This is a genomic window from Sphingobium sp. WTD-1 (assembly GCF_030128825.1).
Classification (GTDB): Bacteria; Pseudomonadota; Alphaproteobacteria; order Sphingomonadales; family Sphingomonadaceae; genus Sphingobium.
Genome location: NZ_CP119127.1, coordinates 3061479 through 3086864 on the forward strand (window position 1 = coordinate 3061479; position 25386 = coordinate 3086864).

Below are 25386 nucleotides of genomic sequence, written 5' to 3' on the forward strand. Positions count from 1 at the left end.
AGATGAACCAATGGGCTTTCGTGATCGCCGCCTATGCCGTGACGGCGGTGGGTACGGCGATCGTCACCATCGCCAGCTGGCGCGCGATGCGATCGGCGGAACGTCAGGCCGAACGACTGTCTGACCGGACATGAAGGCCAAGCATCAACGGCTGATCCTGGCGCTCGCGGCGCTGGTGGCGATCATCGGTGCCGGGTTGCTTGCCGTCTCGGCGCTGAAGGACGAGGCGGCCTATTTCTACGCGCCCAACGACGTGAAGACCAAGGGTGTGGAGCCCGGCAAGGCGATCCGTCTGGGCGGCATGGTGGTGAAGGGCAGCCTCAAGCGTGCGGCCGATGGGGTGACGATCAATTTCGACGTGACCGATGGCAAGGCGACCGTGCCGGCGACGTTCAGCGGGATCGCGCCCGACCTGTTCAAGGAAGGCAGCGGCGTCGTTGCGGAAGGGGCTTTCGACCGGCAGGGGCGGTTCGTCGCCACCAATTTGCTGGCCAAGCATGACGAGCGCTACATGCCGCGCGAACTGGACGGCATGACCTATAATGAAACCACGCATGAGATGAAGGCCGCGCCATGATCGCCGAAGCGGGTCTCGCCGCCCTGTGGTTTGCCGCCGTCCTCGCGCTGCTCCAGCTGTTTCTGGTCGGCATGGGGCTGGCGGGCGGCAAAAGCGAGGTGCTGGGCGCTGTGCGCCCGGTCGCTGTTTTGCAGGGCGTGCTGACGGCCGTCGCCTTTGTCGCGCTGATCAGCCTGTTCCTGCGATCCGACATGTCGGTGCTGCTGGTGGCGACCAACAGCCATTCGGCCAAGCCCTGGCTGTACAAATTCGCCGGAACCTGGGGCAATCATGAGGGGTCGATGCTGCTGTGGGTCACGGTGATGGGCGTTGCCGGCGCGGCCGTGGCGTTGTTCGAGCGGGCGTTGAAGCGCGACGCGCATATGGCGACGCTGGGCGCGCAGGCGGCAATCAGCCTGGGCTTCTATGCCTTCCTGCTCTTCTCCTCCAATCCCTTCGCCCGCATTGCCCCGGCACCGGCGGACGGACAGGGGCTCAACCCGCTGCTGCAGGATCCTGGCCTCGCCTTCCATCCGCCGACGCTCTATCTCGGCTATGTGGGTCTGTCGGTCGCCTTCTCCTTCGCGGTCGGGGCCTTGCTGACGCGGCAGGTGGATGCGGCGTTCGCCCGCGCCATGCGCCCCTGGGTGCTGGCCGCCTGGATCATGCTGACGCTTGGCATCACCGCGGGCAGCTATTGGGCCTATTATGAGCTGGGCTGGGGCGGCTGGTGGTTCTGGGATCCTGTCGAAAATGCGTCGCTGATGCCCTGGCTGGCGGCGACCGCGCTGCTGCACAGCGTGACCGTGCTGGCGACCCGCGACGCGCTGCGCGCCTGGACGGTGATGCTGGCCGTCGTCGCCTTCTCCATGTCGATGGTCGGCACTTTCCTAGTCCGGTCGGGCATATTGACCAGCGTCCATGCCTTCGCCGTCGATCCCGAGCGGGGCAGCTTCATCCTGGCCTTGCTGGCGCTCTATATTGGCGGCGCCCTGGCCCTGTTCGGCTGGCGGATCGGCTCGGTGCGCGAGGGCGCGCCGTTCGAACTGGTCAGCCGCGAAACCTTCCTGGTGGTCAACAACCTGTTGCTTTCGGTGATCCTCGGGCTGGTGCTGATCGGCACGCTTTACCCGCTGATGACCGAAGCGTTCGGGCACAAGGTATCGGTCGGCGCGCCCTATTTCGATCGCATTGCCGGGCCGATAGCGCTCATCCTGCTGATCGTGATGGCGGCGGGGCCTCTCACCCGCTGGCGCCGGGATCAGGCGCGCGCCGTGGCCGGGCGCATGCTTGTTCCGGCGGCGGCCGCACTGGCGGCTGTGGTGCTGGTCGGTGCGCTGGCCTGGGGCCGGATCGCGCTGTTGCCCTATTGCGGGCTGGTGGTGGCGCTGGCCGTCGGCGTGGGATCGCTGGCACCGCTGTGGAAGCGTAACCTGCGCCGCACGCCGCTCTTCACCTATGGCATGGTGATTGCCCATCTGGGCTGCGCCGTCAGCCTGGCGGGCATGGCCTGCGATTCGGCGTTCACGGTCGAGAAGCTGGTCGCGGTCCGGCCGGGCGATAGCATCGAGACGGCCGGCTGGACGCTGCGCTTCCAGCGCATCCTGCCGCTTGCCGGCGATAATTGGACGGCGCTGCAGGCGGACGTCATTGCGGAGCGCAGCGGTCGGGCGGTGGTGATCCATCCGCAATCGCGCTTTTTCGCTTCGCCGCCGACGACCACGACCGAGGCGGCGCTGCTGACCCGGTGGAATGGCCAGCTCTATGTCGTGCTGGGTCAGGAAGCCGATGCCGGCCGCTGGCAGATGCGGATCTGGTGGAAGCCGTTCGTGACGCTGATCTGGCTGGGGGGCATCATGATCGCGCTGGGTGGCCTGCTGGCGCTGATCGGGCGGGAGCGGCGCGGCTGGCTGATGAAATGGCGAGCGCGGAGGGCAATGGCATGAGGAAGTTGCTGATCTGGCTGCCGCTCGGCCTGTTCCTCGGCTTTTTCGCGCTGTTCGCAAGCGGCCTTTTCAAGCCGGATGACCGTGTCATCACCTCCAAGCTGATCGGCCAGGCTTTGCCGGTCTTCACCCTGCCGGCTGCCGCCAGCGATCGGCCCGCGCTCGCCAGCACGCAATTGGCGGATGGCAAGCCGCGCCTGCTCAATATCTTTGCCAGCTGGTGCATTCCCTGCGCGGCGGAGGCGCCGCAACTGATGGCGCTCAAGCAGGCTGGGGTAGCGATAGACGCGATCGCGATCCGCGATGCCCGGCCCGATGTCGACGCCTTCCTGGCGCGTAACGGCAATCCCTATAGCCGGATAGGCCTGGATGCGCGCAGTGGCGTGCAGATCGCACTGGGCTCGTCGGGCGTACCGGAAACCTTCGTGATCGATGGCAGGGGCAGGATTGCCTATCAGCATATTGGCGACATCCGCGCCGATGATGTGCCGATGCTGCTGCAACGGCTGAAGGACGCGCAATGATGCGGGGGGTGCTTTCTCTTCTCCTGTTGATGCTGGCAGCGCCGGTTCAGGCGCAGACCGCCCTGCCGCCCGCGCCCTATGCCGACCGGCAGCTTGATGACCCGGCGCTGGAGCGCAAGGCGAAGGCGCTGATGGAAACCATCCGCTGCCTTACCTGCCAGAGCCAGTCGATCGCCGATTCTAACGCCAGTATGGCGGGTGATATGCGCTCCGAGATCCGTGAACGGATCAGGGCGGGGGAGGAGCCGGAGCATATCAGGCACTGGCTGATCGAGCGTTATGGCGATTGGGTCAGCTATGAGCCGACGGCCGCACCGATCCTCTGGCCGCTCTGGGCGGCGCCGATCGTGCTGCTTGCATTGGGGGTGCTGTTGATGCGCGGACGGATCAAGCGGAGGCCGCGGGCATGACGGGCTGGATCATCGCTTTTGGCATCGCCATCCTCGCCATGGTGGCGCTCTGCTTCATCGGTCGCATCCCGCGGGTCACGCGGGAGATCGTCGCTGCGGCTTTGCTGGTCGGGCTCGCCGGCTATGCCTGGCAGGGGCATCCGGGCCTTGCCGGTGTGCCGCATCTGCTGGCGGCCGAGAAGGAAGCGCAATTTGACGAGAAGCTGGCGGAACGACGCCGGAGCTTGGCGGAGCGCTATGGTCCGGCCGGCCAATGGTTGATCATGTCGGATTCCTTCGGACGGCGCGGCTTGACCAAGGAGGCGGCCAATATCCTGCTCTCCGGCCTCAAGCAGACGCCGGAAGACGCCAATCTGTGGCTGGGCATGGGAAATGCACTGGTTGCGCATGCCGATGGCGTGGTCGCGCCGGCGGCAGACTATGCCTATCGCCAGGCGCTGCGGCTTGACCCGGAGGGACCGGCGCCGCGCTATTTCTACGGCCTCGCGCTGGCCCAGGCTGGTCAGCTGGAAGCGGCGCGTGATCAATGGTTGCCGCTGGCACAAAGTGCGCCAGAGGGTAGCAAGATCAAGGCGGAACTGCAGGCCAATATCGCGCGTATCGATGCCATGCTGGCGATGGATGCGGCTTCGCGATGATCCGCATCGGGGCGATCATTGCGTGAACCCTGTGCCCATGGTAGGGGCCGGCGGTTTGCTGGGCTCCGTCCTTGGAATGAGAATTGCCCTGGCAAGGGTTGCGACATGATATTGATGATCGAGCATTTCCTTCATGGCTGATGAGAGCGCGGTCGCCGTCCCCGAAGACGGCGAGCAGGAAGGGCATGGTCATGCCCGCCAGAAAGCCACGGCCAAGCTGGTCGTCGGCGCAATCGGCATCGTTTTCGGCGATATCGGTACCAGCCCCCTCTACGCCTTCCGCGAAACCTTCGCCGGCCATCATCATCTCGACCTCGATCCCGACCATATATTGGGCGTCATCAGCCTGATGTTCTGGTCGATGATGCTGGTTGTGACGCTCAAATATGTCAGCATCATCATGCGCGCCGACAATAAGGGCGAAGGCGGCAGCCTGGCGCTGCTGGCGCTGATCAACGGGCAGACCAAGACGCAGCGCTGGTCGCGCGGCATCGTGCTGCTGGGCGTGTTTGCGACGTCGCTCTTCTACGGTGATTCGATGATCACACCGGCGGTTTCCGTGCTGTCGGCGGTGGAAGGTCTGGCGGTCTACAACGCCAACCTGGCGCCGGCGATCCTGCCGGTCGCGGTGCTGATCCTGCTTGGCCTGTTCTGGATCCAGGGGCTGGGGACCAACAAGGTCGCGACGCTGTTCGGGCCGATCATGCTGATCTATTTCGTGACGATCGCATCGCTCGGCGTGCTCAGCATCGTCAAGACACCGGGCATTCTCTACGCCTTCAATCCTTATTGGGCGGTGATGTTCTTTGCCACCGATCCGCTGCCCGCCTTCCTGGCGCTGGGGTCGGTCGTGCTGGCCGTGACCGGCGCCGAGGCGCTCTATGCCGATATGGGTCATTTCGGCCGCAGCCCGATCCGCGTGTCCTGGCTGATCTTCGTGCTGCCGGCGCTGATGCTCAACTATATGGGGCAGGGCGCGCTTCTGTTCCGTGAAGGTGCCGCGGCGCTGCACAGCCCCTTCTACAATCTCGCGCCGCAATGGATGCAATTGCCGCTGATCGGCCTCGCCACGCTGGCGGCGATCATCGCGTCGCAGGCGGTGATATCCGGCGCTTTTTCGGTCACGCAGCAGGCGATCCAGCTCGGCTTCATGCCGCGACTGCGGATCGAGCATACCAGCGCCTCGACGGCCGGCCAGATCTACATTCCCCTGATCAACTGGGGGCTGATGGTGATGGTCATCCTGCTGGTGCTGGTGTTCAAGACCTCGTCCAACCTGACCGCGGCCTATGGCATTGCCGTCACCGGCGCGATGTTCATCGACAATGTGCTGCTGACCGTGGTGCTGTACCGCCTGTGGCACTGGAAATGGTATTATGCCGCGCCGCTGCTCACCGTCTTCTATCTGGTCGATGGCGCCTATCTGGCGGCCAATCTGACCAAGGTGCCCGACGGTGGCTGGTTCCCGCTGCTGATCGGATTCGTGGTCTTCACCCTGCTGACGACCTGGTCGCGTGGTCGCCGGCTGGTGCAGGAACGGCTGCGTGAGGCGGCGATGCCGATCCCGGTATTCGTGGCTTCGGCCGCCAACAGTGCGGTGCGCGTGCCGGGCACCGCTGTCTTCATGACCTCGACGCCCGACGGCGTGCCGCATGCGCTGCTGCATAATCTCAAGCACAACAAGGTGCTGCATGAGCGGGTGATCCTGCTGACCGTCAAGATCAAGGATGTGCCGGTGGTCGAGGATGATGGCCGCTGCAAGCTGGAGGATCTGGGCCGCGGCTTCTTCCGTCTGGTGCTGCAATATGGCTTCATGCAGGAACCGGATGTTCCGGCCGCACTCAAGAATGTCACCGGCTGCGGCCAGGCGTTCAAGATGATGGACACCAGCTTCTTCCTGGCGCGCCAGACGCTGCTGCCTTCGGCCAATCCCGGCATGCCTTTGTGGCGCGAGAAGATCTTCGCCTGGATGCTCCGCAACGCGGAAAGTGCGATGGAATTTTTCCGCCTGCCGACCAATCGCGTGGTCGAACTGGGCAGCCAGGTCGAGATTTGACCGGCCTCTAGAAGAGCCGCATCTGCGCGCCCTCGGGCGGCCGGAACAGATCGGTGCGGACGCTGATCCGCGCCTGTCCCAGATTGGCCTTGCGCCGGGCCTTGATGAAGCGGGTGCGGGTCAGGTCGGCCCAGACGCCTTGACCGCGCATCCGGCTACCGAAATCGGGGTCATTGTCGCGGCCGCCGCGAATGTCCCGGATCATCGCCATCACCTTGGCAGCGCGATCGGGATAATGGGTTTCCAGCCAGGCGCGGAACAGTGGCGCGACCTCATGCGGCAGGCGGACGAGGATGTAGTTGACGTCCTGCGCGCCGGCCATGGCGAGCCGCGTCACCACTTGCTCGATCTCATGATCGTTGATTGCCGGGATGATCGGCGACATGTTGGCCGATACCGGCACGCCGGCTTCAGCTAGGCGAGCGATCGCGGCCATCCGCCGTTCGGGATGGGGCGCGCGGGGCTCCAGCGTGCGTGCGACCTTGGGATCAAGCGAGGTGACTGAAATCATCACCGCAACCAGATTGTCGCGCGCCAGATCGGCAAGCAGGTCGATGTCGCGCAGGATGCGGTCGGACTTGGTGGTGATGAAGACCGGATGGCGGCATTCCACCATCACCTCCAGCAATTGGCGGGTGATCCCCCAATCCTTCTCGATCGGCTGATAGGGGTCGGTATTCGTGCCCATGGCGATCGGCGAGACGCTGTAGTTGCGATGCGACAGTTCCTTGCGCAGCAGCGCTGCCGCATCCGGCTTGGCGAAGAGGCGAGTCTCGAAATCCAGACCCGGCGACAGGTCGTGATAGGCGTGGGTCGGCCGGGCAAAGCAATAGATGCAGCCATGTTCACATCCGGCATAGGCATTGATCGACTGGGAGAAGGCGATGTCGGGCGACGCGTTGCGCGAGATGATCGTGCGTGGCGTGATCAGCGACACGCTGGTGCGCAGTTTTTGGGCCGGTCCGTCGATTGCCTCCACGGCGTCAAGCCAGTCGCCGTCCGCCTCGCGCGCGGCCAGGTTGAAGCGGCTGCTGGCCTGATTATGCGTCGCGCCGCGTCCTGGGATGTTTGCCATCTTGGAATAAGAACATATCATGAACCTATTGACAAGGTCGCTTCCAACGCGTCATGGCTGCGCCCTTGAAAGCAGGGGGAAATATCATGCGTGCCTGGTGGCTTGTTCCGGCTCTGATGATGATGTCTGGCGCGGTCGATGCCGCGACGCCGACGACGGATTGCGCGGCAAATATGGTCTGCGCCAGCCGGCCCCAGTCGGTGGTCGATGCGCTACAGGCAGCGGGCTACAAGGCGGCGCTGACCAAGAGCAAGTCGACCGGCAACCCGATGATCGAAAGCGCTGCGAGTGGCTATAATTTTACCATCTATTTCTATGGCTGCGAGGAGATGAAGAACTGCAACTCGCTGCAGTTCGGTATCAATTTCGCGGATGATGGTGGCAATACACCGGAAGTCGCGAACAAGTGGAACCAGTCCAAGCGCTTCATCCAGATGTCGATCGCGGACGACAAGACGATGGACGTTTCCTATGACGTCAGCACGATCGGTGGGCTCAATCAGGAGAATTTTGCCGATGTGGTCGACTGGTGGGCGGTGATGCTCGGTGAACTCAGCAAATTCTTCAAGGAGAACCCGGCGCCCACGCTCAGGAAGTGAGGGCGTTTAGCGCTCGGTGAGGCGCGGCATTAGTTCGACGAAATTGCAGGGACGGAACCGGCTGTCGAGCTGGCTGGCGAGAATGCCGTCCCAGGCATCGCGCACCGCGCCAGTCGAGCCGGGCAGCGCGAAGATATAGGTGCCGCGCGCGACGCAGGCGGTGGCGCGCGACTGGATGGTGGAGGTGCCGATCGACTGATAGCTGAGCCACCGGAACAGCTCGCCAAAACCGGGAATTTCCTTGTCCTGCACCTGGGCCAGTGCTTCGGGCGTGACGTCCCGGCCGGTGACGCCGGTGCCACCGGTGGTCAGGATCACATCGACCTGCGGATCGTCGATCCAGGCGTGAAGGCGGGCGACGATGGCGCTGCGATCATCGGTGACAATCAGTCGGTCGGCCAGAACATGGCCCGCGCCGATCAGGCGCTCGACCAGCGTATTGCCGGACCGGTCGTCGGCCAGCGTGCGAGTGTCGGAAACGGTCAGGACGGCGATGCGGACGGGCAGGAAGGTCCGGCCCTCATCGATCGGCATCAGTCCGATCCGCCGGCGATCATCGCCCGGCCATCGGCCTTGCTGAGGCGCACCAGCTTGACGCCCTTGGCATTGGGGAAGGTCGGCCACATGCCCTGTGCCATGCCGGTCAGGCAATCGGCCTCGCCCTTGGCCTGGATCTGGTACATCCAGTAATTGCGCATGACGATGTTCACATAGGCGCGGGTTTCATAATAGGGCAGGGATTCGATGAAGAGCAGCGGATCGCCCTTGTCCTTCACCTCGCTGTTCCAGCGTTCGACCGGCAGCGGGCCGGCATTATAGGCCGCCATCACCTTGGGCAGCAGGCCGCCGGTCGCGCTCATGTCGCGCAGCGATTCCAGATAGCGCTGACCATATTCCATGTTGGTGGACGGCACGAACAGCTGCGATGCGTTGGACAGGCCGACATCGCCGGCGGTTCCGGGCCGCACCTGCATCAGGCCGCGGGCGCCGGCGCTGGAGACGACGTCCGAACGGAAGCCGGATTCTTGCAGCGTATGGGCGTAGATCAGCGACGGGTCGACGCGCCAGCCGCCGTCCGGCCGCCAGGCCGGCGCCGGGAAGCGGGCGAAGCTGTCGGGCTGCTTGCCGGCGGGGCCATTATGGGCGAGCCAGAGCTGGGTTGCCGGCAGGTTGAGCGCGCTGGCGAGGCGCAGCAGTGCATCATATTGAGCGGTGCCACCCAGCTTCGCCTGATAGCGGAGGATTTCATCGGCGCGGCCATTCTCGCCGATGCCGGCCAGCGCGATCGCGCTGCGGACATTGGGGCTGTCCTTGAGCTGGCGCCAGTCATTGTCGCTGAAGCGGGCATTCATGGTTGCGCCGCCCAGTGGCATGCCCAGGCTCTCGCGGGCGAGCAGGCCATAGAAGGTCTCGTCGGATCGCGCCGCGAGCTTCAGCATATTCTCGACCTTCTCGGCCTCGCCGCAGACCATATAGGCGCGCGATGCCCAATAGGCGCCGGCGGCCCGCATGTCCGCGTCGCCCGCCAACGCGGCGACATTGGCGAAGGCCGGGGCGGCGGCGCGGCAGTCATTCTGGCGCCAGGCGGCCAGGCCCGTGGTCCAGTGCGCCTGCACGGTCCAGTCGCCACCGGTACGAGTTTCGAGCGCGCGCGCCGCCATGCGGCGGGCGTTGAGATCATCGCTTTCGATATAATAGGCCCAGGCAACACGCTGGCGCACCTCGGTCAGGCCTTCGGGCGTCAGCCCCGCTTCGCCAGCGGCAAGCAGCCCTTCCGCGCCGGCCGGATCGTCATTCTTGATGAAGGTCAGGATCTGGGCCGACAGGCTCTGGGCCAGCATGTCGGTCTTGCTGCCGCTGACATATTGGCGGCGGGGCGCGGAGCCGAGCCATACCAGCTTCTGCACCTGCGGCAGATCGGGCAGGATGGTCGCGCCGCGCTTCTGGGCCAGGCGGGAAAGCTGGTCCGCCTTGGGCAGCCAGGCCGCCTTGTTGACGAGGTCGAGCAGATCAAACAGCTCGACGCGCGGCGACCCCTTGGCAAGATAAAGTTCCGACAGGGCGAGCGGGCGAACCGCATCCTGCGGGTCGAGCGCCAGGATCATCGCCTTGGCATCCGACCATTTCTGGTCGCGCAGGGCGGCGAAGATCGCATTGTAACGCGCCTTGTCGCCATCGGACAGCAGAAGCGGCGTGTTTGCAATGGAACTGGTCGGCAAGAGAGGGAGGGTTTCGGCCGCCTTGGCACTGGCCGGGATCGCCAGCGCCGCACTCATACTGAGCAGGGCAAGGCTGGAAATGCGGGTTGCAACGCGAATCACGGGCGATCTTCCTCAATCAGGCTTTGCAGGGCGCGCCAGCATTCCGCCTTGGCCGCGGGCTGGCTGAGCAGCAGGCGCGGATGGAATGTGGCAATGACGGGCACAGTGCCGCCATCATGGTTAAAGGGGCGTAAACTGGCGGACTGATCGGCGCCGTCGGTCGGAAGCAGAGCACGGGCCGTCCGATCGCCCAGCAGGAGCAGGCGGCGGGGCGCGGCGAGATGGACATGCAGCCTGATGCGATCGGCCGCATGCGCCAGATCGCTTGCCTCCACCATGCCGCCAGCGGGGCGGACGGTGAACAGTGAGGTCAGGCAGATATCGTCGCGGCGCAGGCCGATGGCGCGCATCATGGCGTCGAACAAGGCGCCGGCACGATCGGCGAACAAATGGCCCGCGCCGACATCTGCCATGTCGGGCATGTCGGTAATGACCATCAACGACGCCTCGGCCGGGCCGGCCGGTAGGATCGGGGTGCCGGGCCATTTGCGTTCGGGCTGGGCCGAATCACTGGCAAGCCATTCGAGATAGGCGTCGAGCGTCTTGGGTTTTTCGGGCGGTGGCGGGGCAAAGGCTTTCGCAGCCTGCTCGGCGATCTGGACGCGCGTCGGTTGCGGCCGCAACCAGTTGACTGGAGCTTCCGCTACGGCGCCATCCACCCCCGCCAGCGACCACCACGCCAAATAAGCGTCAGGCGCTGCGGCTCCAAAGTCCCGCTCTAATCCCCGCATCACGATGCCCTTGGGCCAGAGGTTGACGCGAGGGTCAAGAATCTTCATCGCGTGAGATGTCAAAACGTTGGAGTAATAAGGCGACCGGATGGACGGACATGTGCCGGCGGACGCCTCTATGGAGGGATTATGAGCGAACGGGAATCGATGCCTTATGACATCGTCATCGTCGGTGGGGGACCGGCTGGCCTGTCTGCAGCGATCCGGCTGAAGCAGTTGGCCAACGCCGCTGGGCAGGAACTGGCCGTCTGCGTGCTGGAAAAGGGGTCGGAAATCGGCGCCCATATCCTGTCGGGTGCGGTGGTCGATCCCAAGGCGCTGGATGAACTATTCCCTGATTGGCGTGATATGGGCTGTTCACTCGCCGACGTGCCGGTGACCGACAACCAGCACTGGATGCTGACCAAGACCGGCAAGATCGCGATGCCGCACATCCTGACGCCGGGCTGGATGCACAATAAGGGCACTTATACCGGATCGCTGGGCAATCTGTGCCGCTGGCTGGCCGAGCAGGCCGAGGGCCTGGGCGTCGAAATCTTCCCCGGCTTCGCCGCCGCTGAGATTCTCTACAATGAGGATGGCAGTGTGAAGGGCGTCGCGACCGGCGACATGGGCATTGCCCGTGATGGCGAGCGGAAGGCGGACTATCAGCCGGGCTTGGAACTGCACGCCAAATATACCTTCTTTGCGGAGGGCGCGCGCGGCCACCTGACCAAAATCCTCAAGCGCCAGTTCGATCTGGAGGCCGATTGCGAGCCGCAGGTCTATGGTTTGGGGATGAAGGAATTGTGGGACATCGATCCCGCCAAGCATCAGCCGGGACTTGTTATCCATAGTCAGGGTTGGCCGCTAACTGACGCATATGGCGGCGGTTTTCTCTATCATCAGGCCAATGGACAGGTCGCATTGGGCTTCGTCGTGGGCCTGGGCTATCGCAACCCGCATCTCTATCCGTTCGAGGAATTCCAGCGCTGGAAGCAGCATCCGGAAATCCGCAAGTTCCTGGAGGGCGGACGCCGCGTTTCCTATGGCGCGCGCGCGATCAATGAGGGCGGCTGGCAGTCGATCCCCAAGCTGGTCTTCCCTGGTGGTGCGCTGATCGGTTGCTCGGCCGGTTTCGTCAACGTGCCGCGGATCAAGGGCAGCCATACCGCCATGAAGTCGGGCATGCTGGCCGCCGAGGCCGCGTTCGAGGCGATCCAGGATGAGCGTGCGCGCGACGTGCTGCACGATTATGAGGATCGCCTGCGTTCGAGCTGGATCGCGGATGAACTCAAACTGGTGAAGAATGCCGAGCCGCTGCTGGCCAAGTTCGGCAACACCATTGGCACGCTGCTGGCGGGCATCGACATGTGGATGCGGACGCTCAAGATCGGCCTGCCCTTCACCATGAAGCATAAGCCCGATTGCGAGAAATTGTGGCGCAAGGACCAGTGCGAGAAGATCGCCTATCCCAAGCCCGATGGCGTGATCAGCTTCGATCGTCTGTCCTCTGTCTTCCTGTCGAACACCAATCATGAGGAGGACCAGCCGGTCCATCTGCAGTTGAAGGATCCGTCGGTCCCGATTTCCTACAATCTGCCCCTTTATGACGAGCCGGCTCAGCGTTATTGTCCTGCCGGTGTCTATGAAGTGGTCGGTCTGGATGAAGGGGAGCCTCGATTCCAGATCAACGCGCAGAATTGCGTTCACTGCAAGACATGCGACATCAAGGACCCGACCCAGAATATCAACTGGGTCGTGCCCGAGGGCGGTGGAGGACCGAATTATCCGAACATGTAAGGGCCTGATTCCAGGACTGTTGCTGATGCTGCCGGTTGCGGCCGGCGCATCGGTCGATCCCGATATGGCCTTGCATGCCTATGCCCGCGCGCGCCTTGCCGATGGTGAAGGCGCGCTTGGCGTTGCGGTCGACAGCTATCGTGTGGCCCTCGCCGGCGATCCGACCAGCCTCGCCATTGCCCGTCGTTCCTATGTCCAGGCATTGGAAAGCGGCGACATGCCGCTGGCGCTGCAATCGGCGGCGCTGCTGGATGAGGGCGGCATGCTGCCGCGCGACGGCACCTTGCTGCGGATTTGCGACGCATTGGGTCGCAAGGATTGGGCGGTGGCGCAGGCCTTCACCGACCGACTGGTGGAGGAGGGCAATTTCTCCTTCCTCGCCCCGATCGTGCAAAGCTGGATATCGCTGGGGCAGCGCCGCTATGTGGCGCCGGTCATCGATAGCAAGGACAAGTTCGGCGCGCTGGGCGCCCGCTATCTCGACGAACATCTGGCGTTGCAGGCCATGGCGCGGGGCGACAAGGAAGAGGCCATTGGTGCGATGCGTCGCGCCCTGTCCTTGCGGGTGACGGATGATGACGCGCTGCGCCTGACCTTCGCCGCGCAATTGGCCGGGCGCCGGGCGAAGGCGGATGCCCTGGCCCTGCTGCCCGCCGATGAAGCGAGCTTCGCCAAGGCCCGCGCGGACGTTGCGCGCGGCAAGATGCCCGGTGCGATTGCCATGTCCTTCACGCCCAAGCAGGGCTTTGCCCAATTGCTGGCCCGCTTGGCGGTCGATATCGCGTCCGACGAGACGGGCACGGCGCTGGGCATTCGCCTGGCGCGGATCGCAACCTTTGCCGATCCAGCGGCGGCGGAACCGCATCTGGTGGCCGCCAAGCTGCTGGTGGCGGGCAACCTGGCCAATTATGGCGCGGAGGAAGCGCGCAAGGTGCCGGTCACTGGTTGGTATGGCGCGCTCGCCCAGGCGGAGTTGGTCGAGGCACTGGCGGCCTCGGGGGATCGCGACGGCGCGATTGCACTGGCACAAAGCCTGGCATCGGCTCCCAATGCTGAGCCGGAACGCTTTGTAAGGCTTGGGCGATTGTTGGCGGACTCTGGCGATTTCGACGGCGCTGCATCGGCCTTTCATCGCGCACAGGCGGGCTATTCGGCTGACAACCTGCCTTGGGCGCTGTTGTTGTTCGAAGGCAGCGCGCTGGAGCAGGGTAAACGGTGGGACGAAGCCCATGCGGTGCTGGAAAAGGCGGCCGCCATGGCCCCGAATGAACCGGTCATCCTCAATTATCTCGGCTATGCCCAGATCGAACGGCGCCAGAATGTCGATGTGGCACTGGACCTGCTGAAGAAGGCGAGTGCGCTCAAGCCCCAGGATGCGTCGATCACGGACTCGCTCGGTTGGGCCAAATTCGTGACCGGGGACGTCAAGGGCGCTGTCCCGGTGCTGGAGCGCGCCGCAGCCGGAGCGCCTGGCGATGCTACGATCAACGAACATCTTGGCGATGCGCTGTGGACCGCTGGCCGTCGCTACGAGGCGCGTTATGCATGGCGCGCGGCGGCGGTGTTCGCGGAGGGGGATGTCGCCAATCGGCTTGACGCCAAGGCCCGTGAAGGGTTGAAGCCCGAATATGCCGCGCCCTGAGATTGCATAGAAATTTTGTGAATATATCTGAACAACTAACTGAAATTGCTTATGCAAAGGTCAATCTGGCCTTGCATGTGCGAGAGCGCCGCGCAGATGGCTATCATGCGCTGGAAAGCCTGTTCGTCTTTGCCGAGGATGGGGATATTCTCCGCGCTCGGCAGCGCGACGATGGTGTCATCACGCTCGCCGTGGAAGGCCCTTGTGGCGCCGGCCTGGGCGGTGACGAGGACAATCTGGTGATGCGGGCGGCGCGGCGCCTTCAGGCGGCCACCGGGATAATGGCCGGTGCCGATATCCGGCTCGACAAGCGGCTGCCGGTTGCGTCCGGCATTGGCGGCGGTTCGGCGGATGCGGCCGCGACGCTGCGCTTGCTGATGCGCCTCTGGAATATTGCCGTGGAAGACGCTGTATTACAGCAATTATCCCTGTCGCTCGGGTCGGACGTACCGGCCTGCTTGACCAGCATCACGCAACTGGTGCGCGGCCGCGGCGAACTGCTGGAGGCGCAGGCACTGGATGACCTGTCGGGCCGGCCGATGCTGCTGGTCAATCCGCGGGTTGGCGTCTCGACGGCGTCGGTCTTTGCCGGCTGGGACAGGATCGATCGCGGTGCGCTCGATGCGCTTGATATTGACGGGCTTGTGCGCGACGGGCGCAATGATCTGGAGGCGCCGGCTCTGCTGTTGGCGCCGGTGATCGGTGAAGTGCTGGAGGCGGTGCAGGCGCAACGGCCACGGCTCGCGCGCATGTCCGGGTCGGGCGCGACCTGTTTTGCGCTGTTCGATAACGGGCAGGCAATGGCGCAGGCCGCGACGGCCCTGCGCCGTGATCATCCGGATTGGTGGGTGATGGAAACGAGGATCAGGACATCATGAGCGAAGCCTTCACCACCATGCGGAAGGGCGATCTCGACCTGCTGATCATCGTCGATCATGCCTCGGCCCATGTCCCCGACGATATCGACCTGGGCATCGATCCGGCGCTGCTTCGCGACCATATCGCGATCGACATCGGCGTGGCGGAAGTCAGCCAGTTGCTCGCCGCGCAACTGGGCTGCTCGACGATCCTGGCTGGCATCTCCCGCCTGGTCATCGATCTCAATCGCGAAGAGGATGCACCCGGCCTGTTGCCGGTGATGAGTGACGGCCATGCCATTCCGGGCAATCGCGACGCCGATCTGGCCGAACGGATGCGCCGCTTCCATCATCCCTATCATCATCAGGTGGCGGCGATCCTTGACGGCATGACGTCACCTTTCATCCTGTCCGTGCATAGCTTCACGCCGCGCCTGGCGAGCGATTCGGCGCAGCAGCGGCCCTGGGATATCGGCATTCTCTATAATCAGGATGATCGGGCGGCGCGGATCGCCATTCCGATGCTGGCGGCGGCGGGCCTGAATGTCGGCGACCAACTGCCCTATTCGGGGCAATTGCTCAACGCGACCATGAACCGCCATGCCGAAGCCAATGGCATCCCCTATCTGGGGATCGAGATGCGGCAGGACCTGGTTGGCGATGCTGCCGGGCAGCGTCGCTTTGCCGATCTGCTCGGGCCGATCGTGCTGGAATGCCGCAACCGGCTGAGTTGATGGTGCGGTCTAACATGCCGGGCTATAATGGTGTCGAAAGGGGATATTCTGATGGGGCTGCGATTGTCTGGCGCATTATTGCTGGCGGGGCTGGCCCTGACGGGATGTGACGGCAAGGGTGGTCGGACTGGAGCGATCGCCGATGACGACAGCCTGATCGACTGCGCGATCGGCAAGGGCGATTGGTCGCGGGCGTGCGGCGTCGAACGCGAGGGCGACATGCTGACCCTGCGCCATCCTGACGGCGGGTTCCGGCGGCTCAGGATCGTGCAGGACGGGCGTGGCTTGGTTTCGGCCGATGGTGCCGAGGACGCAAAGCTCACCATTATCGACAAGGGGCTGGTCGAAGTGACGATCGGTATCGACCAGTATCGGCTGCCCGCTACCGTGGCGGCCAAGTCGGACTGATGGTGCCCGACCCGATATTGACGGCAGCAGCCATGCGCGCGGCCGAGCAGGCGGCTTTTAATGCCGGGGTCGATCCTTACGAACTGATGGAACGAGCCGGCGCGGCGGCGGCGCATATTATCTGGCGCGCGGGGCATCGGCGCGATGTACTGGTCCTCTGTGGTCTTGGCAATAATGGCGGTGATGGCTTTGTTATTGCGCGGATATTGCGCGAACTTGGCGTGCCGGTGCGGGTCGCCTCCATAGGGGATAGTCGCACTGCGTCCGCCCAGCGGGCCAGGGCTTTATGGGGTGGCCCGGTAGAGCCGCTGGCGGACGCCGCGCCGGCTGCGCAACTGGTCGACGCGCTGTTCGGCACAGGGCTGACGCGCGGCCTGGATGCGGCTGTCGCGGACCGGTTGGGCGCATTGGTGGCGCATGCCAATCACAGCTATGCGATCGACCTGCCCAGCGGGGTGGGGACCGATGATGGCCTGCTATTGTCGGCGGTGCCGAAGTTCGGTGTGACGATCGCGCTGGGGGCGTTCAAGCCCGCGCATCTGTTGCAGCCGGCGGCGGACCTTATGGGGAGGCTGGTGCGGGCGGACATCGGCATAGCCATGCCGCAGCATGTGCATGTGCTTGCACCGCCGCGGCTCCGTGCGCCTGATGCCGTTGCACATAAATATAGTCGGGGTCTAGTTGGGGTTGTTGGAGGCGCCATGCCGGGCGCGGCGGCGCTGGCAGCGGCCGCAGCGGCCCATTCCGGTGCTGGGATGGTGAGGCGCTATGACGCTTCACCTTGTGAGGCCGGGCTGCACGCCATCGTTCATCAGCAGATTGAGGATGTCATTGTTCTGCGCGCTTCCCTTTCCGACCTTCGGCTGGCGTCTGTGCTGGTCGGTCCGGGACTGGGCCGGGCAGAGGGCGCGCAAGCGCGCCTCGACGCAGCGCTGGCATGTAAGCGTCCAGTGGTATTGGACGCCGATGCACTGACCCTGTTGGCCGGCAAAGCTGAGACCCATGTCCCCGCCGGATCGATCCTGACCCCGCATGAGGGCGAATTCGTCCGGTTGTTCGGCAATCTGCCGGGCAGCAAGATCGATCGGGCGCTGGCGGCGGCGCGCATGACGAACGCGATCATGATCTACAAGGGCGCGGATAGCGTGATCGCCGCGCCGGATGGCCGGGTAGCCGTGGCGCGGAGTGCTTCGACCTGGCTGTCCACCGCTGGAACGGGCGATGTGCTGGCTGGCTTGGCGGCCGGGCGACTGGCCGTGACCGGCGATCCATTCCGCGCGGCGTGTGAGGCGGTGTGGTTGCATGGGGAGGCTGCGCGAAGGGCTGGGCCGGCTTTTGTCGCGGATGATTTGCTTGCTGCGCTTCCAGCCGCTATCGGCTCGCGGCTGTGACCCACGATAATGATCTCATCCTCCGCATCGCCGCCAAGGGCGATGGCGTGACCGCCGATGGGCGGCATTTCGCACTGGTAGCACCGGGCGACCGGATTGCCGCCGATGGCAGCATCATCGCCGGCCCGCATCATGTCGATGCGCCCTGCATCCATTTTCCCGGTTGCGGTGGCTGCGAGTTGCAGCAGATCGACGAGCCGAGCCTCGCTGATTTCGTCAGCGCCCGCGTGACCGGCGCCTTGGCCGGGCAGGGCGTGGTGTCGCAGGCGATACTGCCGGCGCATGTCTCGCCGCCGCGCACGCGTCGCCGCGCCTCGCTGCGGGCTGCGCGGCAGGGCAGGCGGATCACCATCGGCTTTGCCGAGCAGGGCAGCCATGTGCTGGTCGACCTGACGATGTGCGAAATCCTCGATCCGCGCCTGTTCGCACTGATCGCGCCGCTGCGGACGATGCTGCTGACCTGCCTGCCCGACAAGCGCGCCGCGCATGTGCGCATGTCGCTGACCGACCAGGGCGTCGACCTGCTGCTGGAAGGCGTGAAGGTCGAGGGGCTGGCGGCGGACGAGGCGCTGGGCGATTTCGCCCGCGGACACGCTCTGGCACGGCTGACGATCGACCAGGGCGATGGCCCCGAAACCCGTTGGGAGCCGGAACCAGTGACCGTCAGCTTCGGCGGTGTCGCGGTCGGCTTCCCGCCCTATTCCTTCCTGCAGGCGACGCCCGATGGTGAGGCGGCGCTGGTTAAGGCAGTGCAGGATGCGTTGCCCGCGACCGGTGCTGTCGCCGACCTGTTCTGCGGCCTTGGCACCTTTGCACTGGCGATCGGCGTTAATCGGCCGGTCTATGCGGCGGAGGGCGCGCGCGATCTGGTGCTATCGCTCAAGCTTGCGGGCCATCGCGCGCAGCGGCGCATGGTGGCGGATCATCGCGACCTGTTCCGTCGCCCGCTGACGCCCGAGGAACTGAACCGCTTTGCCGTCGTGGTGATCGATCCGCCCCGTGCTGGTGCGCGCGAACAGGCGATGCAGCTGGCGCAGTCGACCGTGCCGCTGATCGCTTATGTCTCGTGCAATCCGGGCAGCTTCGCCCGCGATGCTGCGCATCTGGTGGCGGGCGGCTATGTGCTCGACAGCGTCATGCCGGTCGGCCAGTTCCGCTGGTCCACCCATGTCGAGCTGGTCGGGATTTTCCGGCGCCCCTGAGCGATTTCCTACGAAGTTCACACCGTCGTGGAGGGGTAAAATGCCCCAAAGAAAATCCCCCGCTGCGAGGGGGCGGCAGCGAGGGATATAGTCTTTCGTTCGATCCTCGGCCTATGCGGGCCGTTGGGCGGGCACCCTCTCCTAAAGGGGAGCGGCGCCCGTCTTAACCGAGCTTGATGACAGTTGCGCGACGACGGGCCGGCAGAGTTTCGGCATAGAGGCTGGCCATCGGCTCGTCCGACACTTCGATCGTCGATTCCGACGTGAAGCCGTTGAAGCCGGTGCGCATCGCCGCGCCATAGGCGCCGAGCATGCCGATCTCGATATAGTCGCCGACTTTCACGTCCGCAGGGAGCATGAACGGGCCGACCATATGGTCCATGTCGTCGCAGGTCGGGCCGTAGAAGGAAAAGCCTTCCAGCTCTTCCTCGCTCTCATCCCCGCGCAGCAGGGCGACGGGGAAACGCCAGCCGATATGCGCGGCATCGAACAATGCGCCATAGGCGCCGTCGTTGATGTAGAGTTCCTGGCCACGGCGGCGTTCGACGCGCACGATGATCGAGCTGTACTCGGCCGACAGCGCGCGGCCGGGTTCGCACCACAATTCCGATGAATAGCTGACGGGCAGGCTTTCGAAGCCGCGATGGATCGCTTCGAAATAATTTTCGAGCGCGACCGGCTCCATGCCCGGATAGATGGACGGGAAGCCGCCGCCGACATCGATGATGTCGACCGTGACGGCTGCGTCCACGATCGCGGCGCGCACACGCTCGATCGCATCGCTATAGGCCTGGGGGCTCATCGCTTGGCTGCCGACATGGAAGCAGATGCCCAGCGCATCGGCGGCCTGACGGGTTGCCATCAACAGCTCGCGGGTTTCGCCCAGCTCCGCGCCGAACTTCGACGCCAGGCTGAGTTCCGAATGTTCGGACGAGACGCGCAGGCGCACGCACAGCTCCAGATCGGTCGCATCACCGGTGGCGCGCATGATCTTTTCCAGCTCGTCGATCGTGTCGAGCGAGAAGGTGCGCACGCCATGGACATGGTAAGCTTCCGCGATCGCTTCCTCGGCCTTGACCGGGTGCATGAAGCAGAGCTTGGCCTTGCCTTCGAGCGTTTCGGCAACGAGACGCACTTCGGCAATCGAGGCCACGTCGAAATGCGTGATGCCCGATGCGAAAAGCGTACGGATCAGATCAGGAGACGGATTCGCCTTGACTGCATAGAGCGAGCGACCCGGAAACTTCTCAGTGAAGAAACGGGCGGCCCGAGCTGCGGCTTCGGGACGGATCAGCGTTACCGGTGCTGCCGGTGTGAGGGCGGTCGCTACCCCCAGCGCGCTATGATGCTTGTGCAACTCAAGGGACCTCCAGTGTAGTTCAGGGCGAAAAAGCTGCCTTGCGGTGGAAGTCCCATGGGGCAGCGAGCGGCCGATATATGCGGTGGGGTCCCCCCTGTAAAGCGCATATGAAAATTTTGTTGCGCAGCCCGCTATGAAACGTGCGTCATCCTGGATGGGTCGTTGAAAAGGCAGGATATTTCGGCCGGGCGAAAGATAGTTTCCGTGAAATTAACGCGGAATTTCACACGCCCGGCCGGGCAGAAACAGGAATGGAATCAGGACAGGCGGCCCTTGAAATCCGCGTAGGAAAAGCTGCGGATTTCCCGGAGTTCATCGCTCTGGGAATTCCACAGCCAGATGGCGGGCAGGGGCACGCCGTTGAAGGTGTTGGTCTTCACCATCGAATAATGGGCCTGGTCCAGGAAGGCGATGCGCGCGCCCGCTTCGGCGCCGCCAGGCACCCGATAATCGCCGATGATATCGCCCGCCAGGCAGGATGGGCCGCCCAGGCGCGTGACCGGGCCGTCTTCCTGCTCATGCAGCATGGCGGGGCGATAGGGTGCCTCGATCACGTCGGGCATGTGGCAGGTGGCGCTGATGTCGGTGATTGCGACGGCCATGCCATTGTCGATCACGTCGAGGATCTCGCCGACCAGGATGCCCGCATCGAGCGCCATCGCCTCGCCCGGCTCGATATAGAGTTCAAGCCCGGTCTGCGCCTTGATCGCCTGAAGGAAGGCGATCAACTCGTCGATCTGGTAGTCGGCGCGGGTGACATGGTGGCCACCGCCGAAGTTCAGCCATTTGAGGCCGGTAACATGGGGCATGACGAACGGCTCGATCGCCGCCCAGGTGCGCTGGAGCGGCAGGAAATCCTGTTCGCACAGATTATGGACGTGGAGGCCGTCAACGCCGTCCAGATGCTCTGCGCGCAACTGGTCGATCGGGAAGCCGAGGCGGCTATGCGGCTGCGACGGGTCATATTTGGGCACCTCGCCCTCCGGGTGGAGCGGATTGATGCGCAGGCCGATGTCGAAGATGCGACCTTCTGCGCGCGCGGCGTCGATCACCGGCTTCATCCGGGCGATCTGGCCAGGGCTGTTGAAGATCACATGGTCGGAAATCTTGAGGATTTCGGCCAGATCGTCGGGCTTGTAGGCGGCGCAATAGGTCGCGACCTCGCCCTGATATTCCTCGCGGCCAAGCCGAGCTTCATAGATGCCCGAGGCGCAGACGCCGTCGAGATATTCGCCCAGCACGCCGCCCAACGACCACATGGAAAAGGCCTTGAGCGCGCCCAGCACCTTGATCCCGGCGCGGTCGCCGATATCGCGCAGCACCGACAGGTTGCGCCGCACGGCGGCTTCATCGACGACGAAGGCGGGCGAGGGGACGCGGTACAGGTCGAAATGGGCGAAAGCGGCGGGATCGCCAGCCTTGGTTTCCATGAAATTATTACTCCTGATCCGCCAGCGGGCGGACATCGTTGATCAGGGCCTTGAGGACCAGGCCGGGTTCCTCGACCATCGGCATATGGGCCGAATGCTCGAACCAGATGGTCTTCTTGGCGGGGGCTTTCAACCGGTCCATCCATTGCGCGGCGAGCGGCGAGGGCACGGTATAGTCGGTGCGGCCGAGCAGCATGATCACCGGCAGCTTCATCTCGTGAACCTTGGCGAAGCTGACATCGGCGACGCGCGGCCACATGGTCGTGGTCGAAAATTCGCTGCCCACGCCCCAGGCCTTGCGGTCTTCGGGCGTATAGTCGGGCGACAGGCGCGGCGTCTGGAAATAGAGCGTCGGGTCGGGCCGGTCGGCCATCAGCGAGCCGTAAGGAATGGCATAGCGGCGCCAGCCGTCCGCCTTGTCGATCGTGAACGGCCCGCTGGCGGGATAGGGGGCAAGCGCCTCGATCGCCTTCACGGCATCGGTGTTGCTGGCCTTCCTTGCCTGCGCGATCGTCCAGTCCATGCCCATGCGTTCGCCCGCGCGGAAGTCGATCGCCTGGCCCATGCCGACATAGGCATAGAGCAGGTCGGGCCGCTTGATCGCCACCGACAGGCCGACGGCGGAGCCCCAGCTATGGCCGAGCAGGAAGACCTTGCGCTTGCCATAGCGGGCCTTGAGATAGTCGATCAGTTCGATGGCATCGTCGCGATAGCGATCCAGCGTCATGGTCGGAGCGATCGCCTTGGGATCATTCAGGGCATAGCTTTTGCCAGCGCCGCGCTGGTCCCACTGGACGACGGTGAAGAAATCCTCCCATGGCCGTTGGAACGACCAGGCGAAGGGCATTTCCACCGCGCCGGGGCCGCCATGGACATAGATAAGAATTGGGTTGGCGCGATCGGCGCCGCGCACATTGATCGCCTGCCGCGCGCCGCCCAAGGTCACGACCAGATTTTCCTGGACGCCATTCGGCGTCACGATCCGGTTGACGTCGGCGACGATTGCCTTGGCCGGGGCATAGGGATCGGCGGGCTGCTGCGCAGAAACCGGCGCTCCAAAAAGAGAAAGCGCCAGAACGGCGCTCATCAGCTTTCGCATTCCATCCCCTCCATCATACCGCTGTCACGGATCAACATGCCGCCCCACTCCTATGAACGCGAGGTTCAATGAGTGGAGCGGCATGTGATATCGCGTGTCGCTTAGAAGGCCAGCGGCGCGTCCAGTTCCTTCACCTGCCAGGGCAGGCCATGCTTGTTCAGCATATCCATGAAGGGATCGGGATCGAACTGCTCGATGTTGAACACGCCTTCGCCCTTCCAGGCGCCGGTCAGCATCATGGCGGCGCCGATCATCGCCGGCACGCCGGTGGTGTAGCTGACAGCCTGGTTGCCGGTTTCGGCATAGGCGTCCTCATGGTCACAGACCTGATAGATATAGACGGTCTTTTCCTGACCATCCTTCTGACCGGTCGCGATGTCGCCGATATTGGTCTTGCCCTTGGTGGTCGAACCCAGGCTCGACGGTTCAGGCAGAACCGCTTTCAGGAACTGGAGCGGGATGATTTCCTGGCCATTATAGATGACCGGATCGATCCGGGTCATGCCGACATTCTGCAGCACTTCGAGATGCTTGAGATAAGCGTCGCCGAAGGTCATCCAGAAGCGGATGCGCTTGATTTCGGGATAGTGGGTGGCGAGGCTTTCCAGTTCCTCATGATACATGAGGTACATGTTCTTTTCGCCGACCTGGTCGAAGTCGAACACCTGCTTGTGGCTGAGCGCAGGGCCTTCGACCCATTCGCCGTTCAGCCAGTGGCGCGACGGGGCGGTCACTTCGCGGATGTTGATTTCCGGATTGAAGTTGGTGGCGAAATGCTGGCCATGGTCGCCGCCATTGCAGTCGAGAATGTCGAGCGTGTCGATCGTGTCGAGCAGATGCTTCTTGATATAGCTGGCGAAGACGCTGGTGACGCCCGGATCGAAGCCCGAACCCAGCAACGCCATGATGCCGGCTTCCTTGAAGCGTTCCTGATAGGCCCACTGCCAGCTATATTCGAACTTGGCGGTGTCGCGCGGTTCGTAATTGGCGGTGTCGAGATAGTCGGTCTTGGTCGCGAGGCATGCGTCCATGATCGCCAGATCCTGATAGGGGAGCGCCAGGTTCACGACCAGCTTGGGCTGGACCTTCTGGATGAGGGCGATGGTCTCTTCGACATTGTCGGCATCGACCTGGGCCACGTCGATATCCACGCCGACCAGCTTCTTCACCGATTCGGCGACCTTCTCGCAGCTGACGATGCGGCGGCTGGCCAGCGTGATGTGGCTGAAAATATCAGGGTTCATCGCCATCTTGTGGACCGCGACAGACCCGACGCCGCCTGCGCCGATGACCAGAACCTTGCTCAATTCAACTGCTCCATAACTGTGGTCGCGCCGGACGCGCGAAAGCGCCCATATAGGGGCGTCGCGTGACAGAGCAAAGTCAGAGTTAGAAGCGCGCTCCGTCAATCTTCCGGATGGTCAGTGCTTCAGTATCGATCGCATGCACGCATCGTTATTGGATAAACTCGCCGCAGGAAGGAAAAGGTGCCTCGCTACCAGCGCTGAAATATGGTCCTAGGCGGCGTGGACAAATTTGAGCCAGTATCTGGCGGTTGCGATATGAACCATGCCGAGGAAGCTATTGGCCAGTTGGTCGTAGCGGGTGGCGATGGCCCGGTTGATCTTGAGGTGGCCGAACATGCGCTCGATGCGGTTTCGCTGCTTGTAGAGCGTGCGGTCATGCTCGATCTTCACGCGGCGGTTTGACCGGCCGGGAATGACAGCCTCGATTTTCCGTTCGGCAAGGTCGGCACGGATGGCGTCGGCGTCGTAGCCCTTGTCGGCAAGCAACGCGAGCGGTGCACGCTCGGGCAGGCCGATCAGTGCATCATAGGCTTTGCAGTCTGCCGCCTCGCCGACCGTTAGATGGAAGGCGAGCGGTCGTCCGAGGGCATCGGCCAGGCAGTGAAGCTTACTGGTGAACCCGCCCCGCGAGCGACCAAGAGCGCGTCGATGAGTCCCCCTTTTCCGCCCGCTGCCGAGACGTGCGCGCGAACTGTGGTGCTGTCGATACTGTAATGGCCGCTGTCCGCCATGATCTCGGCCAGCGTCACGGCAACGGTCTCCCAGACCCCGGCTTCGCTCCACCGTCGGAACCGGCGATAGATCGTGTTCCAACTGCCATATTTGGGCGGCACGTCGCGCCACGGAGCGCCGCAGCGGAGCCGCCACAGAATGCCGTTGATAATTGAGCGGTTTTGCTCGGGCGGCCTGCCTCGACCACGGTTTTCAGGCTCGATGGGCAACAAGCCCTTCAGAACCCGCCATTCTGCTTCAGTAAGATCGCCCCTGCTCAAGCCTGCCTCCAAAAGACAGCCTTGAATCAACCCGCTTGCGAACCGTCAATGACCCTTATGCAGCTAGCGAGGGAAAGAAACGGCCTCGCTGACACCCTCGTCCGTGAAACCGCGTTCCGCGCGGTTATGCGGCGTGGCGTCGCTGGTCCAACTCCGAAGTTGCGGCTCATCGCGTTGCAAAGCGATCCAGAGGTCCTCGCTGACATCAGCAACCATATGCGTCATTTCACGGATACGGCTCCATCCAGAGCTAACGCTCATGATGGCGTTCCCTTCGCCTTCAGCGCGACGAATAATGCGCTGGATCGCAATCGAATCTGCCAAGA

Annotated in this window: 25 protein-coding genes; 15 read left to right on the forward strand and 10 right to left on the reverse strand. The window is 63.9% G+C overall.

Annotated features, from left to right (window positions below; all coding sequences use genetic code 11):
• Positions 1 to 2 precede the first annotated feature (2 nt).
• The 7 genes from ccmD to N6H05_RS15365 all read left to right on the forward strand — a co-directional run bounded on the left by ccmD (position 3) and on the right by N6H05_RS15365 (position 6130).
• Entirely contained in the window at positions 3 to 134 is a 132-nt protein-coding gene (gene ccmD / locus N6H05_RS15335) for a heme exporter protein CcmD (protein ID WP_004207286.1), read from the forward strand.
• Positions 131 to 577 (forward strand): cytochrome c maturation protein CcmE, encoded by a 447-nt coding sequence (ccmE, locus tag N6H05_RS15340; RefSeq protein WP_004207285.1) that lies wholly within the window; start codon positions 131 to 133, stop codon positions 575 to 577. The genes ccmD and ccmE overlap by 4 nt, the downstream gene beginning before the upstream one ends.
• Positions 574 to 2502: a heme lyase CcmF/NrfE family subunit gene (locus tag N6H05_RS15345; RefSeq protein ID WP_284110336.1), complete on the forward strand. Its 1929-nt coding sequence runs from the start codon at positions 574 to 576 to the stop codon at positions 2500 to 2502. The genes ccmE and N6H05_RS15345 overlap by 4 nt, the downstream gene beginning before the upstream one ends.
• A complete protein-coding gene (locus N6H05_RS15350; protein WP_284110337.1) occupies positions 2499 to 3026 on the forward strand; it encodes a redoxin family protein in 528 nt (175 codons plus the stop codon). The genes N6H05_RS15345 and N6H05_RS15350 overlap by 4 nt, the downstream gene beginning before the upstream one ends.
• The gene (locus N6H05_RS15355; protein ID WP_284114243.1) at positions 3026 to 3436 is read left to right on the forward strand and encodes a cytochrome c-type biogenesis protein; all 411 of its coding nucleotides are present in this window, start codon (positions 3026 to 3028) and stop codon (positions 3434 to 3436) included. Before N6H05_RS15350 ends, N6H05_RS15355 begins: the two co-directional genes overlap by 1 nt.
• Entirely contained in the window at positions 3433 to 4074 is a 642-nt protein-coding gene (locus N6H05_RS15360) for a tetratricopeptide repeat protein (RefSeq protein ID WP_284110339.1), read from the forward strand. The genes N6H05_RS15355 and N6H05_RS15360 overlap by 4 nt, the downstream gene beginning before the upstream one ends.
• A gap of 133 nt (positions 4075 to 4207) precedes the next feature.
• Entirely contained in the window at positions 4208 to 6130 is a 1923-nt protein-coding gene (locus N6H05_RS15365; RefSeq protein ID WP_284110340.1) for a potassium transporter Kup, read from the forward strand.
• A gap of 7 nt (positions 6131 to 6137) precedes the next feature.
• Here the strand turns inward: N6H05_RS15365 and N6H05_RS15370 are convergent, their stop codons facing one another.
• A complete protein-coding gene (locus tag N6H05_RS15370; protein ID WP_284110342.1) occupies positions 6138 to 7205 on the reverse strand; it encodes a PA0069 family radical SAM protein in 1068 nt (355 codons plus the stop codon).
• A gap of 86 nt (positions 7206 to 7291) precedes the next feature.
• Here N6H05_RS15370 and N6H05_RS15375 point away from each other — a divergent pair, with 86 nt between their 5' ends.
• Positions 7292 to 7804 (forward strand): YbjN domain-containing protein, encoded by a 513-nt coding sequence (locus N6H05_RS15375; protein WP_284110343.1) that lies wholly within the window; start codon positions 7292 to 7294, stop codon positions 7802 to 7804.
• Between the two features lie 6 nt (positions 7805 to 7810).
• On the opposite strand, the gene moaB is transcribed toward N6H05_RS15375, so the two are convergent.
• Genes moaB through N6H05_RS15390 form a run of 3 tightly spaced genes read right to left on the reverse strand, consistent with a single transcriptional unit; the run spans position 7811 to position 10904 of the window.
• Positions 7811 to 8338, reverse strand: coding sequence for a molybdenum cofactor biosynthesis protein B (gene moaB / locus N6H05_RS15380; RefSeq protein ID WP_284110345.1), 528 nt, complete (start codon positions 8336 to 8338; stop codon positions 7811 to 7813).
• Positions 8338 to 10125 (reverse strand): lytic transglycosylase domain-containing protein, encoded by a 1788-nt coding sequence (locus tag N6H05_RS15385; protein ID WP_284110346.1) that lies wholly within the window; start codon positions 10123 to 10125, stop codon positions 8338 to 8340. Before N6H05_RS15385 ends, moaB begins: the two co-directional genes overlap by 1 nt.
• The gene (locus N6H05_RS15390; RefSeq protein WP_284110347.1) at positions 10122 to 10904 is read right to left on the reverse strand and encodes a uracil-DNA glycosylase family protein; all 783 of its coding nucleotides are present in this window, start codon (positions 10902 to 10904) and stop codon (positions 10122 to 10124) included. Before N6H05_RS15390 ends, N6H05_RS15385 begins: the two co-directional genes overlap by 4 nt.
• Positions 10905 to 10985: 81 nt before the next feature.
• Between N6H05_RS15390 and N6H05_RS15395 the strand changes: the two genes are divergently transcribed.
• The 7 genes from N6H05_RS15395 (at position 10986) to N6H05_RS15425 (ending at position 18872) form a co-directional block, all read left to right on the forward strand.
• Positions 10986 to 12638 carry an electron transfer flavoprotein-ubiquinone oxidoreductase gene (locus N6H05_RS15395; protein ID WP_284110348.1) on the forward strand — a complete coding sequence of 551 codons (1653 nt, stop codon included), beginning with the start codon at positions 10986 to 10988 and terminating at the stop codon, positions 12636 to 12638.
• A gap of 25 nt (positions 12639 to 12663) precedes the next feature.
• Complete coding sequence (locus N6H05_RS15400; protein WP_284110350.1) at positions 12664 to 14280, forward strand: tetratricopeptide repeat protein; 1617 nt, start codon at positions 12664 to 12666, stop codon at positions 14278 to 14280.
• A gap of 77 nt (positions 14281 to 14357) precedes the next feature.
• Entirely contained in the window at positions 14358 to 15158 is an 801-nt protein-coding gene (locus tag N6H05_RS15405; RefSeq protein ID WP_502958937.1) for a 4-(cytidine 5'-diphospho)-2-C-methyl-D-erythritol kinase, read from the forward strand.
• Positions 15155 to 15871 (forward strand): N-formylglutamate amidohydrolase, encoded by a 717-nt coding sequence (locus N6H05_RS15410; protein WP_284110353.1) that lies wholly within the window; start codon positions 15155 to 15157, stop codon positions 15869 to 15871. The genes N6H05_RS15405 and N6H05_RS15410 overlap by 4 nt, the downstream gene beginning before the upstream one ends.
• Positions 15872 to 15922: 51 nt before the next feature.
• Positions 15923 to 16279: a hypothetical protein gene (locus N6H05_RS15415; RefSeq protein ID WP_284110355.1), complete on the forward strand. Its 357-nt coding sequence runs from the start codon at positions 15923 to 15925 to the stop codon at positions 16277 to 16279.
• The gene (locus N6H05_RS15420; protein ID WP_284110356.1) at positions 16279 to 17670 is read left to right on the forward strand and encodes an NAD(P)H-hydrate dehydratase; all 1392 of its coding nucleotides are present in this window, start codon (positions 16279 to 16281) and stop codon (positions 17668 to 17670) included. Before N6H05_RS15415 ends, N6H05_RS15420 begins: the two co-directional genes overlap by 1 nt.
• Positions 17667 to 18872, forward strand: a complete 1206-nt coding sequence (locus N6H05_RS15425) for a class I SAM-dependent RNA methyltransferase (protein ID WP_284110357.1) — start codon at positions 17667 to 17669, stop codon at positions 18870 to 18872. Before N6H05_RS15420 ends, N6H05_RS15425 begins: the two co-directional genes overlap by 4 nt.
• 163 nt (positions 18873 to 19035) lie before the next feature.
• Here the strand turns inward: N6H05_RS15425 and N6H05_RS15430 are convergent, their stop codons facing one another.
• From N6H05_RS15430 to N6H05_RS15455, 6 genes are all read right to left on the reverse strand, one after another.
• A complete protein-coding gene (locus N6H05_RS15430) occupies positions 19036 to 20229 on the reverse strand; it encodes a type III PLP-dependent enzyme (protein ID WP_284110359.1) in 1194 nt (397 codons plus the stop codon).
• A 260-nt stretch (positions 20230 to 20489) separates the two neighbouring features.
• Positions 20490 to 21662: a carboxynorspermidine decarboxylase gene (locus N6H05_RS15435; RefSeq protein ID WP_284110361.1), complete on the reverse strand. Its 1173-nt coding sequence runs from the start codon at positions 21660 to 21662 to the stop codon at positions 20490 to 20492.
• Positions 21663 to 21669: 7 nt separating this feature from the next.
• Positions 21670 to 22761 (reverse strand): alpha/beta fold hydrolase, encoded by a 1092-nt coding sequence (locus tag N6H05_RS15440; protein WP_284110363.1) that lies wholly within the window; start codon positions 22759 to 22761, stop codon positions 21670 to 21672.
• 101 nt (positions 22762 to 22862) lie between these two features.
• Positions 22863 to 24068, reverse strand: a complete 1206-nt coding sequence (locus tag N6H05_RS15445; RefSeq protein WP_037519881.1) for a saccharopine dehydrogenase family protein — start codon at positions 24066 to 24068, stop codon at positions 22863 to 22865.
• 210 nt (positions 24069 to 24278) lie between these two features.
• A protein-coding gene (locus tag N6H05_RS15450) for an IS5 family transposase (RefSeq protein ID WP_284110366.1) occupies positions 24279 to 25060 on the reverse strand; the annotation gives its coding sequence in 2 pieces (ribosomal slippage) (positions 24279 to 24736 and positions 24736 to 25060; 783 coding nt in all).
• Positions 25061 to 25123: 63 nt separating this feature from the next.
• Complete coding sequence (locus tag N6H05_RS15455) at positions 25124 to 25384, reverse strand: hypothetical protein (RefSeq protein ID WP_284110368.1); 261 nt, start codon at positions 25382 to 25384, stop codon at positions 25124 to 25126.
• Positions 25385 to 25386 lie beyond the last annotated feature (2 nt).

Excerpts from the sequence above, each read along its gene's own strand:
- ccmD (WP_004207286.1), top strand. The coding sequence starts at position 3 with ATGAACCAATGGGCTTTCGTGATCGCCGCCTATGCCGTGACGGCGGTG.
- ccmE (WP_004207285.1), top strand. The coding sequence starts at position 131 with ATGAAGGCCAAGCATCAACGGCTGATCCTGGCGCTCGCGGCGCTGGTG.
- N6H05_RS15345 (WP_284110336.1), top strand. The coding sequence starts at position 574 with ATGATCGCCGAAGCGGGTCTCGCCGCCCTGTGGTTTGCCGCCGTCCTC.
- N6H05_RS15350 (WP_284110337.1), top strand. The coding sequence starts at position 2,499 with ATGAGGAAGTTGCTGATCTGGCTGCCGCTCGGCCTGTTCCTCGGCTTT.
- N6H05_RS15355 (WP_284114243.1), top strand. The coding sequence starts at position 3,026 with ATGCGGGGGGTGCTTTCTCTTCTCCTGTTGATGCTGGCAGCGCCGGTT.
- N6H05_RS15360 (WP_284110339.1), top strand. The coding sequence starts at position 3,433 with ATGACGGGCTGGATCATCGCTTTTGGCATCGCCATCCTCGCCATGGTG.
- N6H05_RS15365 (WP_284110340.1), top strand. The coding sequence starts at position 4,208 with ATGGCTGATGAGAGCGCGGTCGCCGTCCCCGAAGACGGCGAGCAGGAA.
- N6H05_RS15370 (WP_284110342.1), bottom strand. The coding sequence starts at position 7,205 with ATGGCAAACATCCCAGGACGCGGCGCGACGCATAATCAGGCCAGCAGC.
- N6H05_RS15375 (WP_284110343.1), top strand. The coding sequence starts at position 7,292 with ATGCGTGCCTGGTGGCTTGTTCCGGCTCTGATGATGATGTCTGGCGCG.
- moaB (WP_284110345.1), bottom strand. The coding sequence starts at position 8,338 with ATGCCGATCGATGAGGGCCGGACCTTCCTGCCCGTCCGCATCGCCGTC.
- N6H05_RS15390 (WP_284110347.1), bottom strand. The coding sequence starts at position 10,904 with ATGAAGATTCTTGACCCTCGCGTCAACCTCTGGCCCAAGGGCATCGTG.
- N6H05_RS15395 (WP_284110348.1), top strand. The coding sequence starts at position 10,986 with ATGAGCGAACGGGAATCGATGCCTTATGACATCGTCATCGTCGGTGGG.
- N6H05_RS15400 (WP_284110350.1), top strand. The coding sequence starts at position 12,664 with ATGCTGCCGGTTGCGGCCGGCGCATCGGTCGATCCCGATATGGCCTTG.
- N6H05_RS15410 (WP_284110353.1), top strand. The coding sequence starts at position 15,155 with ATGAGCGAAGCCTTCACCACCATGCGGAAGGGCGATCTCGACCTGCTG.
- N6H05_RS15415 (WP_284110355.1), top strand. The coding sequence starts at position 15,923 with ATGGGGCTGCGATTGTCTGGCGCATTATTGCTGGCGGGGCTGGCCCTG.
- N6H05_RS15420 (WP_284110356.1), top strand. The coding sequence starts at position 16,279 with ATGGTGCCCGACCCGATATTGACGGCAGCAGCCATGCGCGCGGCCGAG.
- N6H05_RS15435 (WP_284110361.1), bottom strand. The coding sequence starts at position 21,662 with ATGGAAACCAAGGCTGGCGATCCCGCCGCTTTCGCCCATTTCGACCTG.
- N6H05_RS15440 (WP_284110363.1), bottom strand. The coding sequence starts at position 22,761 with ATGCGAAAGCTGATGAGCGCCGTTCTGGCGCTTTCTCTTTTTGGAGCG.